Source organism: Streptomyces sp. NPDC039430 (assembly GCF_055639435.1).
This window is the reverse complement of the sequence record NZ_JBVKAK010000005.1, coordinates 296,847-313,131: the sequence shown is the minus strand read 5'-3', so window position 1 is coordinate 313,131 and position 16,285 is coordinate 296,847. Positions and strand designations below refer to the sequence as shown.

11 protein-coding genes are annotated in these 16,285 nt (G+C 69.0%); 4 read left to right on the top strand and 7 right to left on the bottom strand.

Going from position 1 to position 16,285, the window contains the following annotated elements:
• Nucleotides 1-118 precede the first annotated feature (118 nt).
• The 3 genes from ACZ7LS_RS15730 to ACZ7LS_RS15720 are packed head-to-tail and all read left to right on the top strand — an operon-like array spanning nt 119 to nt 4,294.
• Nucleotides 119-1,630 carry a hypothetical protein gene (locus tag ACZ7LS_RS15730; RefSeq protein WP_385134871.1) on the top strand — a complete coding sequence of 504 codons (1,512 nt, stop codon included), beginning with the start codon at nt 119-121 and terminating at the stop codon, nt 1,628-1,630.
• Nucleotides 1,623-2,108, top strand: coding sequence for a hypothetical protein (locus ACZ7LS_RS15725; RefSeq protein ID WP_385134873.1), 486 nt, complete (start codon nt 1,623-1,625; stop codon nt 2,106-2,108). The genes ACZ7LS_RS15730 and ACZ7LS_RS15725 overlap by 8 nt, the downstream gene beginning before the upstream one ends.
• 14 nt (nt 2,109-2,122) lie before the next feature.
• On the top strand, nt 2,123-4,294 hold the full coding sequence (locus tag ACZ7LS_RS15720) for a phospholipase D-like domain-containing protein (RefSeq protein WP_385134874.1): 2,172 nt from the start codon (nt 2,123-2,125) through the stop codon (nt 4,292-4,294).
• Nucleotides 4,295-4,444: 150 nt separating this feature from the next.
• On the opposite strand, the gene ACZ7LS_RS15715 is transcribed toward ACZ7LS_RS15720, so the two are convergent.
• The 7 genes from ACZ7LS_RS15715 to ACZ7LS_RS15685 form a co-directional block, all read right to left on the bottom strand.
• Nucleotides 4,445-8,245 (bottom strand): CHAT domain-containing protein, encoded by a 3,801-nt coding sequence (locus tag ACZ7LS_RS15715; protein WP_385134876.1) that lies wholly within the window; start codon nt 8,243-8,245, stop codon nt 4,445-4,447.
• Between the two features lie 94 nt (nt 8,246-8,339).
• On the bottom strand, nt 8,340-8,468 hold the full coding sequence (locus tag ACZ7LS_RS15710) for a hypothetical protein (RefSeq protein WP_267958655.1): 129 nt from the start codon (nt 8,466-8,468) through the stop codon (nt 8,340-8,342).
• A gap of 806 nt (nt 8,469-9,274) precedes the next feature.
• Entirely contained in the window at nt 9,275-9,667 is a 393-nt protein-coding gene (locus ACZ7LS_RS15705) for a hypothetical protein (protein WP_385134878.1), read from the bottom strand.
• Between the two features lie 680 nt (nt 9,668-10,347).
• Nucleotides 10,348-10,983: a hypothetical protein gene (locus ACZ7LS_RS15700; RefSeq protein ID WP_385134879.1), complete on the bottom strand. Its 636-nt coding sequence runs from the start codon at nt 10,981-10,983 to the stop codon at nt 10,348-10,350.
• Nucleotides 10,984-11,058: 75 nt separating this feature from the next.
• Nucleotides 11,059-11,598, bottom strand: a complete 540-nt coding sequence (locus ACZ7LS_RS15695; protein WP_385134881.1) for a hypothetical protein — start codon at nt 11,596-11,598, stop codon at nt 11,059-11,061.
• A 117-nt stretch (nt 11,599-11,715) separates the two neighbouring features.
• Complete coding sequence (locus tag ACZ7LS_RS15690) at nt 11,716-12,411, bottom strand: DUF6585 family protein (RefSeq protein WP_385134882.1); 696 nt, start codon at nt 12,409-12,411, stop codon at nt 11,716-11,718.
• Nucleotides 12,408-13,670 carry an AfsR/SARP family transcriptional regulator gene (locus tag ACZ7LS_RS15685; RefSeq protein WP_385134883.1) on the bottom strand — a complete coding sequence of 421 codons (1,263 nt, stop codon included), beginning with the start codon at nt 13,668-13,670 and terminating at the stop codon, nt 12,408-12,410. The genes ACZ7LS_RS15690 and ACZ7LS_RS15685 overlap by 4 nt, the downstream gene beginning before the upstream one ends.
• Nucleotides 13,671-13,853: 183 nt before the next feature.
• On the opposite strand from ACZ7LS_RS15685, the gene ACZ7LS_RS15680 reads away from it, so the two are divergent.
• Nucleotides 13,854-16,235: a helix-turn-helix domain-containing protein gene (locus tag ACZ7LS_RS15680; RefSeq protein ID WP_385134885.1), complete on the top strand. Its 2,382-nt coding sequence runs from the start codon at nt 13,854-13,856 to the stop codon at nt 16,233-16,235.
• Nucleotides 16,236-16,285: the final 50 nt, after the last annotated feature.

Here is a 16,285-nt window from a genome sequence, read left to right as displayed (position 1 = left end):
GGGTGGCAGCGGGAAATGGTCGAGCACAGCCGCGGTCCGTGTTGCCGAAAAGGGTTCACTGCGCGGCGCACCTACCGGCCAGCGGTGTTCAACCGCTCTCGGTCCGATGGTTGAGCGCATGGCCGCCGTCGGCGAGAAGGGGCAGACACCGGAGCTCGTGGACGGACCCGGCTGGAGCCGCCCCGGACTGGACGTCGCCGCGGGCCGTTATCCGCTCTCGGTGGAGCGGCATGTGGCGCGCATGGTCGATCACCTGATCCCCGGGGTGACCACGCAGACGCCGCACGGGCGTTACTACGCACTGCACGGGCTGATCGCGGCGCAAGCCGATGCGGAAGACCTGACGGTCCCGGCCGCCCAGACTCTGCTGCGCCGCGCGGAAGTGGCCTTGGCCGCCGTGTCGTTCGCGCATCATCCGCAGGCTCTGGACTGGCTGCCGCGTGCTCATGGGGTCGATGCCCTTGCCCGGCGGCTGCACGCCGGCACGGTCACCATGTCCGAAGCCGAGGTCCCGGGCAAGGACGGGTACGTGGGCAACTCATGGGGGTTCTGGGCACCGTACGCCGGATCCGAGGTCGCGCTCGGCATCCTCGGTGCGGGCCCCATGCCGGTTCCCGGACCGCGGTTGGAGGCCGCGGCACTACGAGCTGGGCTGGGCGGGCTGCTCGAACTGACCGCCGAGGACACGCTGAACGTGGATGATCTCGCCTCTTTCGGGGACCGGCTGTGCGTGTGTGTGGGCGGTGAGCATCCTGACGGGGCGTGGCTGGCGAACCTCATGTGCAAGCCCGGTGCACCGGCCGAAGCAGGTTCCCGCTCGGCAGCGCGACGACAGACAATTCAGCTTCTGGCTCGTGTGGTCGCCACACATCCCGTCCGATATTTCACCCGCGACATCGGCCATGTGCTCGCTTTCGGCGACTTCCTGACCACCGATCCCGTGACCTGCGGCATCGACGCGGCCGGTGCCTGGCGCGGAGCGGTGCTGCGGAACTACTCCGTCGGAGCGTGGCGCCGCCTGTGGTCCTGGCTCGTGGAGCAGGTCGACGGGCTGGTGCCGATCGAGGAAGTGGCCGACCGCTTTGCCGCGGAGCTTCCCGACATGACGGTGGACGCGTTCCTGTCCTCCCTTCCCGCGACGCAGAGCACGTCCGGAGCGCCGTTGCCCGCCGAGCACGACCTGAGGTGGGCGGGTGATCCCTTGCCCCTCGCCGAACTGCGGGTGCTTGCCACCAGTGCCCGTCGGGTGGACGAACTCACCGGTCGGGTCCGGGACGCGTTCCTTGGCCAACGCGGTGTCGAACTCGGCCCGGAATGGGTCCAGCGGCGGCTTGACGAAGCGCGGCCCATGAAACTGCGCGATGTGGCCCGCCGACTCACCTACGACCTGGTGGCGCGGTCGCAGCGGATCGCGCTGGCCAAGGCCCGCCGACGTGCTGACGGCACGCTGTGGTTACCGACCCGGCTGCACGAGCGGGGCGGGCTGCTGTACCGGACGAGCCAGGAGGGGCGCGGTGACGTCGGGCTACGGCTGGACCAGCTCGGGACCGTCCTGGCCACCTGTGGGGTACTGCGCTACCACGACCAGCACTGGTCGGTGACCAGTAGCGGGAGGGCTCTCGTTGACTGAGACCGCACCGGCATCGGGAGTGGTGGAGCCACCGACCGCGTTCGCCTCGCCTCTGACTCTCATCCTCGACGAGGAGCGCACGGGCGGGCGGGGTCTGGAAGAAGCGCTCTTCCTCAGCTTCACCGCCGATCTCGGCTTCTTCGAGGAGGTCGCCCTCGGCGTCACTCAGGCCACCGGCGCACGCGTCACGGTGGCGGGAGACGTCTCCATGACCCGCAACGATCCCCGATCCGTCCGGCGGGCTGGCCGTAGCTACCTCGCCGGTCTGGCCTACGCCCAGGGTGCAGCGTTCCATCCCAAGCTGATGGTCCTCGCCGGACCGGAGCACGCCACCATCGCCCTCGGCTCCGGCAACACCACGCTGGCCGGCTGGCAGGCCAACGCCGAACTGTGGACGGTTCTGCGGGTGGACGCGAGCAGAGTCCGACCGCAGTTTCGGAGCTGTCGGCATGGCTGCGCGGCCTCCCGGAAAAGGTGAGGTTCTCCGCCGGAGTGCCACAGGCGCTGGGTCGGGTCGCAGCACTGCTGGACCGGCTCCACCGCGACAGGACGCCCACGGCGCCACGGGTCCGCGTCGTCAGCAGTCTGCGTTCCCCGATCATCGATCAGCTGCCGCAGGGGCCTGTCGACGAACTGGCCGTGTCCGCGCCCTTCTACGACCGGCGCTCGATGGCACTGCGGCGGCTGCTCGAACGCTTCCGTCCGAGCCAATTCACCCTCGCCTACCAGCCCGGACTCAGCGATCTCGACGGTCCGTCGGTCGCCGCCCTGGTGAAGGAGTACGACGGACGCGTCATCAGCGACAACGACCAGCGGTACCGCCACGGGAAACTCGTCGAGTGGGTCTCCGAGGGGCAGCGGTGGGCCCTGACCGGCAGCCCGAACCTCTCCGCTGCGGCCCTGCTGCTTTCCCAGAGCGACGGCGGCAACTGCGAACTCGGCATCATCGCCCCCATCACGGCCACCCTCCTTCCGGACGGCACCGACGAGCCCGCCGCCCGGCTGCACACAGTGCCGCCCCTTCCCCGCCCCATCGCTGGCAGTGGGCCGCTGCTGCTCGGGGCCCTACGCGTACCGGACGGCCTGGAGATCAGCGTGGCCCGGCCTCTCTCCGACACCGCTCACCTGGAGTTGTCTCAGGCCGCAGCGCCGCCGGAGGCGTGGGAGCGCATCGCCGACATCCCGCCCGGACAGGCCACGCTGACGGTGACGGCTCCGGCCGATGCGGGCAGCCGTGTGCGCCTGGTCGTAGTCGACAGCGACGGCGTACCGAGCTTCGGCAACATCGTGTTCGTCGTCGACCCTGACCGTGCCCTGCGCCGAATGACCCCGATCCAGTCCCAGGCCCCCACGACACGGCCTCCCGACCTGTTCGCGGATCCCCGGCTCGCCGAACGATTCCTGGGCGACCTGGAAACCCTCCGTACGGGACTGACCCCCACCCCAGCGGGCGTATCCGCAAGCAGCAGCACTGGCGGTGCGGTCACGACGGCCCCGCTGGACGGCGACGAGGACGGCTGGGAGCGCTATCTGGACGAATGCGCCGGACGCGTCGGACATCCGCTCACGCGCTTCGCGCTGGGGCTCCCCCTGCCCACCGACATCAGCACCTCCTTTCAGGACCTGCTGCCCGTCTCCTGGGACGAGCGGTTCATCGATGACATCGAAGCCACCCTCGACGATGACGACGCGGAGGCCGTGGCAGCAGAGCACGCCCCCGAGGCAGCCGATGCGGAAGCGAGCAGCGCCGCCACCCTGCCCGACCTCCGGCAGGCCGACCAGGAAGTCCGCCGTAGATACCGGCGTTGGGTGGAGCGCCTCGTCGCCCTCGCTCCCCATCTGGGCCCACCGGAGCGCATGCTCGTCGTCCGGCTGACCCTGTGGACCGTCGCGGCAGGCGCCTGGCCGCCGGCGCACACCGGCTGGGTGCCACTGCTCTCCCAGGCCGTCCGTGCACTGAACCGAAACGACCTCCCCCAGCGGATCGAGCCCCAGGTCGGCAGCCTCGCAGCAGTCGCCCTCGCCGTGCTCCGAAGCCACGCCCCACGCTACGAAATCACCCCTGAGACACTCGCCTTCAACGAAGCCTCCCAGGCAGTCGGCTACCTACTTCCCGCAGTGGATTCCACGTACGTCACGGAGTACACGACACTGCTCGACACAGCTTTCGGCCCGGCCGTGGACCCGGCCGCCGTGCTCGATGTCGCGTCGGACGTCGTCCAGGACGATCCCCTCGCCGACGCCGTATGGTCCCTCGCCGAGAAGGGGCGCGACGTACACCGTCACGGACGACTCCTCCTCCATGTCACCGGCCGCTTCAGCAACCCCGCGCTGGTGGCACTCGAAGCAGTGGGCGCCGCCGAGGACGCGCCCCTGGTCGGGGCCTGGGCCGACTCGGGCTCGGAGTCTGGCGGAGGAGCCTGGGCGCTGGTCGTCTGGCGGCGGCCCGACCTCATCGTGGTCGATGCCCGCCGGCCGATTCCCCTCTGGCGGCATTACCGGCTCACCGGGCTGGTAGGCCCCAGAGCCCTCGCCGCACAGCGCGGCTTCGAATCCGCCACCTCCGTACCCCACGGCCCCCGCAACCAGCCCTTTGAACTGGCTCACCAAGTCCTGTCGGATCTCGGCCTGGTCGGACCCCGTCCACCACAATGTGAGCCATAGGCTGGGGAGTTTCTACATGTCCATCGCGGAAGATCCGCGTCACGGACACCCGATCACCGCGCACTCACGATCAGTCGAGACCAAGGTGCAAGCGGCATCGACAGCAGTATGCATGTCGATGCCGCGTCTCAGCGGCGACACCGCCCGCGTTCAGATCCCGGCGTGCAGGTGGGCCGCCCAGAGGTAGGGGGCCTTGGGATAGCGATCACGGACCTTGCGCACAGTGTGGTGCAAAGCACGGGCCGCCACGTCCGTGTCGAGGCCACCATGCTGGTCGGTGACCCCGCCGAGCTCAGCATAGAAGTCAGCTGCCATGTGCGAGGCAACCTCGTCGTTTATCTCCCAGAGGGTACCGATGACGTGGGGAAAACCCGCGAGCTGAAAGGCAGATGTGAGATGGATGGCCTCGTCGATCAGCTCCACGGATTCCATGAACGCTGTTCGGCACGCTGACAGGTAGGCCAGTTGGGCCGAGTCCATCTTCATTCCTGCAAGGCTCGCCACCGTGAGCGGATCACGTTCGTGGTCGTGCAGAAGCAACAGGCTCTGGGACGGGTCGTCGGGGTCGTGGGCACCGTGGCACGCGAAATGAACGATCCCGGAATCGGAGAGGGCCTTCAGGACCCGAGCCTTGGTCGGTCGTGTCTCCGGCCCGGGGACGGTCATGCCGTCAGCTTCTGCACCCGGCGCCATGAGGAGCGTCGGCTCGGGCAGCAGGCCGCACAGCAGTGCGGCTTCTTCCGAGACGTGGTCCAGGCGACCTTGAACGCCCGGAGTTGTGGGCATGGCCACGATCAGTGACCGGCTCACGGACGGCGCTGAGGTGTGACGACGGCGCGCGTGGTGCAGTGCGCGTATCGTGGTGGTGTACGAGGAGACGACACGGTCCATGACTGTCGGCGGTACCCCGTCTCTCAAGTCCGCCCGGAGCGACTCGGAGTGATGGCCGGCAGCGTGCAGAGGTAGCAGCGAGAGGAGCCCGCCAGGCGCCCACCAGACGCGGGGCCACGACTGTCCGGGAGAGGGCTCACCAGTGAAACCAAGGCTGCGCAAGACCGGTTCGGCCGCCGCGTCCCACAGCCACTCCAAGACAGCGTGAAGCGTCGCTTGCGCCTCCTTTCGCGTGAGGGGCGACATGCGCGGATCCGCAACGGTTTCCAGGGCCCTATGGAAGGTCTGTATCTGGTCGATGACGAGGTCGTACGTGAGGTCGGGCAGGTTCAGGGACTCGATGCCATCGGACGTCAACAGCAGTGCGTCGCTGCGGTAGCGGCTGACGTTGAAGCTCACCACCGGGCCGGAGGTGGCTTGTGCCAGGAGGTCACTGACGGCGGGGGGACGAGCGAAGCTGGCGAATCCGTCCTGCGCTCGGATATTCCCCAGCGTGGCCTGAAGTTGGTCGGCGCGGCTGCGTCGTTGCTCCTCGGCATCGACCGCACGTACGGCGGCGCTGACTTGTCCGTCGGGTTCCGTGAGGGAAGCCAATTCCATCGGCCGGTCCAGCTCGTCACGAAGTACCTCGAAGCGATGGGCCAGGTCGGGATGGCGCTCGCGAAGCTCTGCGAGGTCGCTCCGCATGTCCAGCGCCTGGCTGTGGAGGACGCCGCGGCCCACCTCGATCAGCTGCAGTGCTCGCGCTGCTCGATCAGCGGGTGTACCTTCGCGAGAAGCAAGAGCCAGTGCCGCCGCATCTCCGGCCAGCCCGGACCACTTGCCCATGGCGTGCTGCTGGTCACCACGGCTCAGTCGGCGGTCTGCCACTTCGGGCAGCAGGTGTACGGCGCTGGCCAAGAGATCGGCTGCGAGATCAGGATCCGACCGTCCGGTCATTGAGGCCGCTGCCTGAGCGGCCCGAATACGAATCGAGGGCCTGGCCCCGTCGGCTCGCGCGCCTTCCATATGGGCGGCCAGTGCGCGATCAAAGTCGTGCCGCGTGTGAGTCCGCTGATACCGGCGATACAGGGCCGCACCGAGCTGGAACAGGTAGTCGGCGCGCTCCGGATGTTCCGCGGACGAGATGTCGAGCGCAGCCTGGCACGCAACCACCGCGTCATCCAGATCCGCTATGGACCCGGTCCTCTCGAACCTGACGGTCAGCACACCTCCCAGCAAGGACAAGTACCTGGGGCGCTCAGGGTGGTGGGACGGAACGGTAGCGGTCGCGTCATGTCCCGCTGCGACCGCGCCGTCCAGGTCCTCAAAGCCTCCAAGGCGCTGGAAACGGGTGTGCAGGGCGGTGCACAGATTCGCGAGAAAGCGAGGGCGGTCAGGACTACTTGCATCCGTAATGCCGAGGACCTCGCGGTTTCTTCGGACCACCTCGTCGAGGTCTTGAGGGTCCCCGTTCCGCTCGTAACGTTGCAACAACACTGTGCCGAGATTGGACAGCATCGCCGCCAAGGCGGGGTGTTCACGGGGTGCCGTCTTCACGGCTCCGTGCGCGAACTCGATGGCGGCGTTCAGGTCCGACAACGCCCCGGTGTGCTTGAACCGAGTCCACAGCATCAGACCGACGTTGGACAGACGCGTCGGCCGGTCGACGTGACCGTCCGCGGTGGCCTGAGCGGAAGCACGACTGGCACTGATCGCCTCGTCCAGGTCGTCCATGTCACCAGTGCATTCGAAACGCTGCCCGAGGGAGATGGCCAGGTTGTTGAGAACCGCGTTGAACTCGGTCTGATGCGGGGTAATTTCCCGGGAGGCAGCGCGGTTCATCTCGATCGCCGTATCGAGATCGGATCTGTCGCCGCCGATGCGGTATCGCGCCAGGAGAGCCTGCCCCAGGCCGGAGAGACGAAGCCCACGAGCCCGGTGCCCCGACGGGAGTATCTCCAGAGCTTCCCGGAACGCAATAACAGATCGGCCCAAATACGCTGTTTCACCAGTGCGTTGGAATCGAGTCAGCGTGACGGTGCCGAGCCCAGACAGGAACATGGAGCGCGCAGGATGTTCCTCGGGAGCCGCCTCGACTGCGGCCTGGCAGCACTCGATCGCGTTGTCCAGATCCGCCAGCGCGCCGGTGCTTTCATATCGGCCGTGCCAGGCAGTCCCCAGATTGTGAAGAACTCCCGCCTTCTCGTGGTCCTCGGTACAGAGGGCTGAGGCTTCCTGGAAGGCTTCGATCGCCGCGTCCAAGTCCGACAGGATGCCGCTCTCGGTGAACCTGGTCTTCAGCGCGGTACCCAGGTTGTTGAGCCCGCCAGCCCTGCCGACAGCGGAGCCCACAGAAGCTTGGACTGCCAATCGGCCGGTCTCGATCGCACCGTCCAGGTCCGCCGTGGCACCTGTATGAGTGAAGCGCGTCATCAGCACACCTGACAAGTTGGACAGCATGCCCGGCTGTTTCGGATGCCCTGTTGCCGTGCTTTCCACTGCGCCCAGGGCCGCGTCGATCGCCGCGTCCAGATCCGCCAGTTCGCCACCCGCGTCGAAGTGGGAACTCAGGATGACGGAAAGATTGGACAGCGTTTCCGCGTACTCGCTTTTTCCACGGGGGATAGCGGTCGCGATACGGCGCAGGAGATCGGTCACTCTTGCGCGCAAAGCCGGGCTCGGCGAAGCACTCATCCCTTGCTGGATCCTCCAGACGAAGCCGAGCGCGCGCTGGGCCACATCTGGAAGGAGTTCGTCCGGCAGATCCTCCTCATCTGCGCCGAACACGAAGCAGGGCGTGAACTTCGCTACGGCTTCCTCTCTGTCCCGCTGCCCAGCCCCTTCGGGAAGTGCCTTGTACCTGGAGACATGCAACCAACCGAGGAGGTAGTAACCTTCCAGGTCGGACTCGTCATCGTGGAGTATCGAGGCAAGCTGACGGGCTTCGACCAGTGCTTCCGGCTCCAGCACCACCCGAGGATCTTGTTCGCGGGCGAGCCGGTCCAGCCGTAACTCCACTACGCCAATGCGCTTCTCCACTTCGCTTTTCCTTGCGAAATCCTGCTCACGCTCCTGCATAAACCGTCCTGTCACTTCCCGATCTCCGTCTCCGGTAGATCTGACTGCCGCACCGCCCAGGACTGCCGAGGCGAGCCTCTGAATTCGACGGAGCTCACGAAGCCGGTTCCGCCGCAGGCGCCGGGCTGCTCAGCCGTCGCATGACCGCGCCACCGAGCAGAGGACCCATCGGCTGTTCCTCGATGCGCAGCTTGTCGGCCAGGTCCGCCAGGTGAAGGCGCACAGATGCTTCCAGCAACGTGGCGTAGGTGTCCGACGCAGCACGGAGGCGACGTGCCGAGACGACCACCATCGTGGCGGCTAGCGGCGCTGCAGGCCACCACCACCAGGCCAGAGGCAGATAGAGCAGGGCCCATCCACCGAGGACGGCAGCCCGCGCCAACGCGGCGCGGGACCTGCTGATCTCGCCACGTATCTCTTCCGGCAGCACTAGCCAAAGGTGTGGCCAGAGGATGAGGAGATTGATATGTGCATCTCGGTCCAGCCGAACCGCCGTGGCGTGGATCCGGTCACCACTCCAAGTCGGCCGTTCAGGCCGCTCCACTGAGATACGTTCATACCTGTGGGCAGCGCGGTGACGCTCCCGGGGCCTGGGACGGTCAGCCGGTCGCGGAGCGCGTTCCAGAAGCCGTAGAGCTTCGTACTCCGCCCGTGCCGCGTCCCAGCAACGCTGCCGGCGTGCCACGTACCGCTCAGCCAACTCACCGAACAACCACGGCCATGCACCCCAGCTGGCAGCCAGGGTCATACGCTCGACAACGGAGCCGAGGGACTGGGCAGCAAGACCAGCGGCGGCCGCACCGGCCAAGATGGCAGCAAGCAGCACGACCTGGCCGCCTACCGCAGTCGCCACGGGAGCCCGGGCAGCGTCCGAGATCGCGTGAGTAAGCCGCCCCACGTCGAGCGCAGCGCTCTGCCCGAGAGTGTGTCCGGCTGCGGCGACCGCCAAATAGAGCGCGCCTGGAAGTACGAGGAGAGTCAGCCACCGCTCGGCGAGCTTCTTGCTGAGTTCACTGAGCAGCCCTCCCACTACGGGAGCCTCTCCCGGATCAGCGCCGTCGCGCCGGCGGCGAACTGGCAGCGTGGCACGTCGCCGTCCACTTCCTGACCGGATCGACCGATACACAGCTGCACGGGACACCGGTACACGACGTCCAAACCAGCAACACCGGCCGACATCACGCTGCGGCCCATTCCCCCATACACCCCCGATGGATCGCCTGCGCATCGAACTGCTGCGTGCAAGGCGTCCAGAAGGGTAGTGAGCGAGACGTCTGCGGGCGGCCTGCCGACTGCGGCTTCGACAGCACGCAAGGCGGCGTCGTCCTCGTCAAGCAGCGCGGCGAGTTCGTCCCGATGCCCACACACGTACGACAGCGCCTTGGCGATCCTCAGGCCGCCTACTTCCACCTGGCTCGTCATACAGAACTTCGCCCCCTGCGCCTTGTTGATCTACCAGGCCACCATTCTTGCTCCAAACGTGCAGGTACACCCGCGGGTTCGGCCAACTCCCTCAGCCAGAGCAGAGAGACGTCGAGGTACTTGAAAGGACGGTGCAACCGATCCTCTGCGCGAGCAATGCATAGACGGTGGTACGCCATGCGCCGTGCTGCCGCTGACGGCGTACCGCAGCATGCAAATTCGCCTTCGTAACGCGACATCCTGAAGCAACTGTCACGCTGTCACCCCACCGCTTGGGAGAAATCTGGGAGAAGATCTTCTCCCAGAGCCCTCGCGACACCACTCGAGACCAACGGCCACCAACAGCCTGACCTGGGCATACATCCTTCGCAGCTGGTGGGCAACATGATCGGACCTAATTCGGGACGAAGAGGTCGTGGGTTCAAATCCCGCCACCCCGACAGCCAAAAGTGCAGTTCAGAGGGCCCAGTGTGCAAGTGTAGCTGGGCCCTCTGGCGTTGCCGCGTGACTATCTGTGTGACTACCGCTCCGGATTCCCGGGGGAAGACGCTGTCCGTGATCGCGGTGCCCGTCTGGATCACCGGCCGGATCTGCTTGCGGTACGCCTCTTCCGGCACGGCGGTATCGGAGCGCCCGACGAGCCGGGTGATCTCCTCCTCTTTCCTGTCGGGAGGTCTCCTTCAAAGCCGAGCGGATTGCTCTTTCGGGTGCCAGTCGGCCTCAGACCCGTCGTATTCCACGAACTCGTCGGGGACCTGCGCACAGGGGGCGTAGACGCTGATGAACAGCGTCGTGGTCGAGTCGTTCCACTGCACGTCTACCTTGTCGCCGCCCACCGGGTCTTCGAATCGGAAGCCTAGTTCGCGGAAGGTCGCACCTGCGCGGTCGCCCTCGTGGGTGAGATTCCAACCCTTCTGCACCAGTCGCTGGCGCAGGCGCCGCTGTGCGTCTTGGGCTGTGGCTTCGGGGACGTCGGGCACGCTCCAGTCGAGGGCGAAGCCGCGGACGTCGCTTCGTGCCTCGTCGATGTGGGCGATGCTCCTCAGCCCGCGGTAGTAGCAGGCGCCGGTATCGATCCTGCCCGCGCCCGCGGCGTACTTCTCGGGCAGTGCGAAGTCGTCGTACAGATCGTCGGACCGGGCCTTGAGCCGTTGCGCGACCGTGTCGGGGTCGGCCGAGGGATACGGGGTGCCGTTCCACACGACGTTTCCCGCCACCACGGCAGTGGCCAGCAGCGCCGCCATCATGAGCCCCGTGACGGCATACAGGACGGACCGCCCGGAGGGCTGGGCTCCGCGTACAGGGCTCTGGGACATGCCCGTGACGGTAGGCGTCGGCGTCGCGCGGTGCATGAGTAGCCGTACCCAGGGGAGTTCTGGGTCCGGCCGCCGTCAGGGCCGTCTGACGGCACTGAAGCCGCAGTCGGCGCACAGGGTGACGATGCCCGTGCAGTGGTAGGTCGTCCCGCCCTGGGAGACGCTGTGCGTGGTCTTCTTCTCCCGGCGGTTCGTCATGCCGCACCGCGGGCAGGGCCCGGTGACCGGGGCGCCCCAGGGTCTGGACGGGTCCAACCGCTCCGCCGCCGGGATCATCAGCACCGCGCAGAGCCCGGCGAGGCCGAACCCGATTCCCCGCAGCACGGTGTCGCCCGACTCGCGGCGGTCGGTCATCTCCTCGTACGAGAAGGAGCCGCCCCCGCCGCCACTTGAGTAGATGACGCATACGTCGTCGCGCGTCATGGTCTTGTCGTCGCAGGTCGGCGCCTCGTCCGGGTCTCCGCCGACCGTCAGGGCCAGCAGCAGCCCGATGCCGCCCACCACCGCCAGCGTGACCAGCGCGGACATCCGGCTCCGTCCGCTCCGCCGCCGCTCGCGCTCCGCCCTCGCCTTGTCGATCAGCGCGTTCGTCATGTCCCCGCCCAGCGCTACCATGCGATCCTCCGTCTTCCGGCCGTTGTTGTTGTCGTCGTTGTCGCTGTCGTTGTCGTTGTCCGTGTCGTCATGTCCGGGAGGCGATGATCAGGAGCAGGACCAGGGCTCCCAGGGCGATCAGGCGTCGTCCCGCTCGGCGTCGGCCAAGTGCTCGGCGAGCGCGTGGAGGACGCCGAGGTTGGGGATTTCGGACGCGACGGTTCCGCACACCAGCCACCGCCCGGAAGCGCGGATGGCGACGGAATCGCTGAGGATCTCGATCCGCTCGACCTCCGCCCATGAGAGGGACGTCCGCCGGGATCCGACCTCGTCCGCGGTGATCCATACAGGGCCGAAGTCGAGCCGTGCTCCCCGGGCCAGTGCGGCCAGGGCCCGGGGCAGCTGGGCGTCGGTGACGGCCCGGCGGATCTCGGGCCCCCACACCTCCGGGTGGCCGAAGTCACCGCAACGCAGCACGATCCGCTCGCCGTTGACGTCGATGAGCGCATGGGCGCGGGTGGTACCCCGCGGGGACAGAACCCCGCGCCGCCGCACCACCGTGGTGTCGTAGCGGATGACATGGATCCGCCCGTCCACGGCGACCGTCATCCCGTGCTCGTACAGGTCCAGCCGCCCGCCCGAGCCCGGCCTCCTCCTGCCGCCGGCCCGCAGCAGGCGACGCGCGCCGGCGGCGGCGGTCCGCCAGATGCCCCGCTCGGTGAGCGGCGCCTGATAGGTGGCGCGTCGCCTGCCGAGGTGTGCCCGGCCCGCGGCCGCGGAGATCCGCGCCAGCAGCAACTCCTCGTCGCGGCCCCGGGACGCCCCCTCGATCACGCCGCACCCGCCCGACCGTCGCCGCCGTCGCCGTCCCCGCGCAGGACCGCCCACCGCGCCCGCAGCAGCAGTTCGCCGGGCACCACCCCCAGGTCGTCGGCGAGCCGCCGGCCGGCGCGGTCGAAGACGGCCAGCGCCTCGGCCCGCCGACCGTCGTGCCGCAGCGCGTGCATGAGCGTCGCGGCGACCGGTTCGTTCAGCGGCTCCTCCAGGGCCAGGGCGGACAGTTCTGCGATCGCCTCGGCGTCCCGGCCGAGCCTCAGCTGCCAGCCCGCCTTCCGCCGCGCCAGCGCGACCCTGCGCTCGGCGAGCCGCAGCCGCTCCAACTCGGCGAGCCCACCCGGCAGTCCGGCCAGCGGCTCACCGCGGAACAGCTCCAGTGCCCGCGCGCACAGCCGCACCGCCTCGGACAGGTCGCCGGCCCGCTCGGCCTCCCCGGCCGCGGTGACGAGGTCCTCCATGCAGGCCACGTCCAGCTCGGCCACACCGCGTACCAGCCCGTAGCCGTACCGGTCGCGCCGGATCACCGAGTCCGGACACTCCCCGAGACGCAGGCTCTTGCGCAGCCGGTACACGTAGACCGGTACGACGTTCCCGTCCGGCTGGTCCATCCCCCATACGCCGTCCAGCAGTTGCCGTTGGCTGACCGTACGGTCCCGGCTCAGCGCCAGCGCCGCCAGCACGGCCTGCTGCCGCACCGGGCCGACGTCCACGGGCTGCCCCGCGAGCCACGTACGCAACGGGCCGAGCAGGGAGATACGAAGCCGGGGACCGGGTGCGGGGCGGCCCGGCCGTTGCCGGACGGTGCTGTCCGGCGCCGCCGCCGGCCCGCGCGGGCCCTGTCCCGGCAGGACCAGGCCGCAGTCGAAGGCGTGCACGATGGCGGCGGCCCGGTCACGCAGCCCCAGCTTCACCAGGACGCGCCCCAGCCGCCCGGCCACCACCCGCTCGGTGAGGGCGAGGGCGGCGGCGATCTCGGTGTCCCCCAGGCCGCATCCGAGCGCGTAGAGCACCTCGCGCTCCTGAGCGGTGAGGTCCGTAATGCCCGGGTGCCCCTGAACCGTAATGCCCGGGTGCCCCTGAACCGTGACGCCCGGGTGCCCCTGAGGCGCGGCCGTCGTCGGCACGTCATCCGCGCCGTCCGGGCACGCGTCCAGCCCCGGATGCCCCTGAGGCACGGTCACCGTCCGCCCGCCATCCGCGCCGTCCGGGCACGCGTCCAGCCGCAGGCGCCCCTGAGGCGCGGCCGTCGTCGGCATAGCGGTTCCCCGTTCTCCGGACCGGTCGATCCCTCGCCCCGGTCGATCACGTCGATGCCATCGAAACTGGCCTACGTGGAGGAAACGTGGACAGCGCATTGAACCGGTCATATGTGACCGGTGGCCGCGCTAAAGTCCCCCACCTGCGGAAAGGCGACAACTCCAGAGGAAGGGCCGTGACTTGTGGCCAGTGAGTTCGGCACGGTCCTGCGACGGCTGCGCGAACGGGCGGGGCTGACCCAGGAGGAGCTGGAGCGGCGTTCCGGGGTCAGCGTGAGCACCGTCCGCGGCCTGGAGACCGGCAAGCGCCGCAACCCGCGCATGACGACGGTGCAGCAGCTGGCCGACGCGCTCGCCGTACGGCCCGAGGACCGTGAGGAGTTGCTGAGCGCCGCCGTCCCCGGCGACCCGGGCGGCGGTGGGCCCGGCACCGAGAAGCCGATCGAGGAGCCGACCGGGAAGCCGGGGCCGGCGGATCCGGATTCCGAGCCGTTGGTCTCGCAACGGCCCGCTCCTGCGGCACGGGACGCGCTGGCGGCACGGCCCGCTCCTGCGGCACGGGACGCGCTGGCGGCACGGGATGCGCTGGCGGACGCGACGGAACAACTCGCGGAGGCGGTGGCCGCCCGCTGGCAGCGCGAGGAGGAACAACGCCAGATCCAGGACCCCTACCCGCTGCCGGTCCGCTGGAAGGCGGCCCCCACGAGACTCACCGACCACTGGACCAACATCCGCCGCCTCCCACCGGGAGCCGCGAACGACCCCCTGGACCTGAGCGGCCGGCTGGAGAAGATCGCGGAGATCTACCGGAGCGTCCCCTCCGGTCGGCTGGTGGTCCTCGGCAGGTCCGGCTCCGGGAAAACGGTCCTGACCCTGCGCTTCGTCCTCGACTACCTGACGACGCGGACCCCCGCGGAGCCCATTCCGGTCATCTTCAGCATCGGCGCCTGGAACCCCACCACCATCACCCTGCGCGACTGGCTGACCGAACGGCTGATGCGCGACCACCCCGGTACTGCCGCCCGGGGACCCGGCAGGGTGAGCCTGGCCGCCGCGCTGGTCGACTCCGGTCGCGTACTCCCCGTACTGGACGGTTTCGACGAGATGGCCGACGGGCTGCGCCGCCCCGCGCTGGAGGCCCTCAACGCGACCACCCTCCCCCTCCTGCTCACCAGCCGTCCCGCCGAATACGCCGCCGCGGTCGACGAGACCGACGTACTGACCTCCGCCGCGCCGGTCGAACTCACCGACCTCACCCTCGACGACCTGGACCACTACCTGCCCCGCACCACCCGCAAGACCGACCGCGCGGACCCCGCCGCGGGCGCCTGGGACCCCGTACTGAGGAAACTGCGCGAGCGGTTACCGGACGGGACCGTGTCCCCGCTGGCCACGGTCCTGGCGACACCGCTGATGGTCGCGCTCGCCCGCACCGTCTACAGCGACACCCCCGACCACGATCCGGTCTCCCTCCTCGACTCCGAACGGTTCGGCAGCCCGGAGAAGCTGGAGGACCACCTGCTCGACAACTTCCTCCCCACCGTCTACCGCCACCGCCACCGGCACGGCCCGCGCGACGTCGACCCGGACCGCGCCCGGCACTGGCTCGGCTACCTCGCCCACCACCTCACCCAGCTCGAAACCCCCGACCTGGCCTGGTGGCGCATCGGCAACGGACTGCGCCGCTCCACCCGCACCCTCGTCACCGCGCTCATCACCGGACTGGCCATCGGCCTCGTCGACGGCGCCGTCGCCGCCGCCTTCCGCGGCTCGCTCGCGGGCCCCCTCCTGGACGCGGCGATCGTCGGGCTCCTCGCCGGCCTCATGTTCGGGCTCGTGCACTGGCTCACGTACACGGTCACGGGCAAGCGCGTCACACCGTCCGCCGTACGGCTGCGGATCCGCCGCCGGACAGAAGCCATCACATGGACGGCCGGCCCCCGACTGGTGATCGGGACGCTGGGCGGGGCGCTTTTCGGCTTCGCCTACGGATTCGCGGTCGGCTTGCTGCACGCGTACGGCTGGAACGTCGGGCCCTCGGCCGCGCTGCGTACGGGGCTCATCGACGGGACCGTCTACGGCCTGGTCTTCAGCGCCGCCACCGGACTCACCTTCTGCCTGATCGGCCTCCTCGAAGCCCCGCTCGACATCGTCTCCGCCGTCAACCCACGCAGCGTCCTGAACACCAACCGCAGAACCGCGACCACCCAACTGCTCATATGGGCACCCACGTTCGGGGCAGTGGTCGGATTCGGCGGCGGAGCGGTGGTCGACCTCCTCCAGGGGCACCTGGGCCGGCTCGCCTGGAACTCCACGGACGGACTGATGCTCAGCTCCATCAGCGGCCTCGGCGGCGCCCTGGGCTACACCCTGTGCCTGACGGCCTGGGGCCAGTGGCTCGTACTCTCCCGCATCTGGCTGCCGTTGACGGGACGCCTCCCCTGGGCCGTCGTCGCGTTCCTCGACGACGCCTACCGGCGGGGCGTACTGCGCCAGGCCGGCGCGGTCTACCAGTTCCGCCACGCGCGCCTGCAACGCCACCTCGTCCAGACCCGCCAAAAATAGCGCCTCCTCCCTCCCCCCTGGATCCGGCCCCGGCCCCGGCTGTGCGGCGT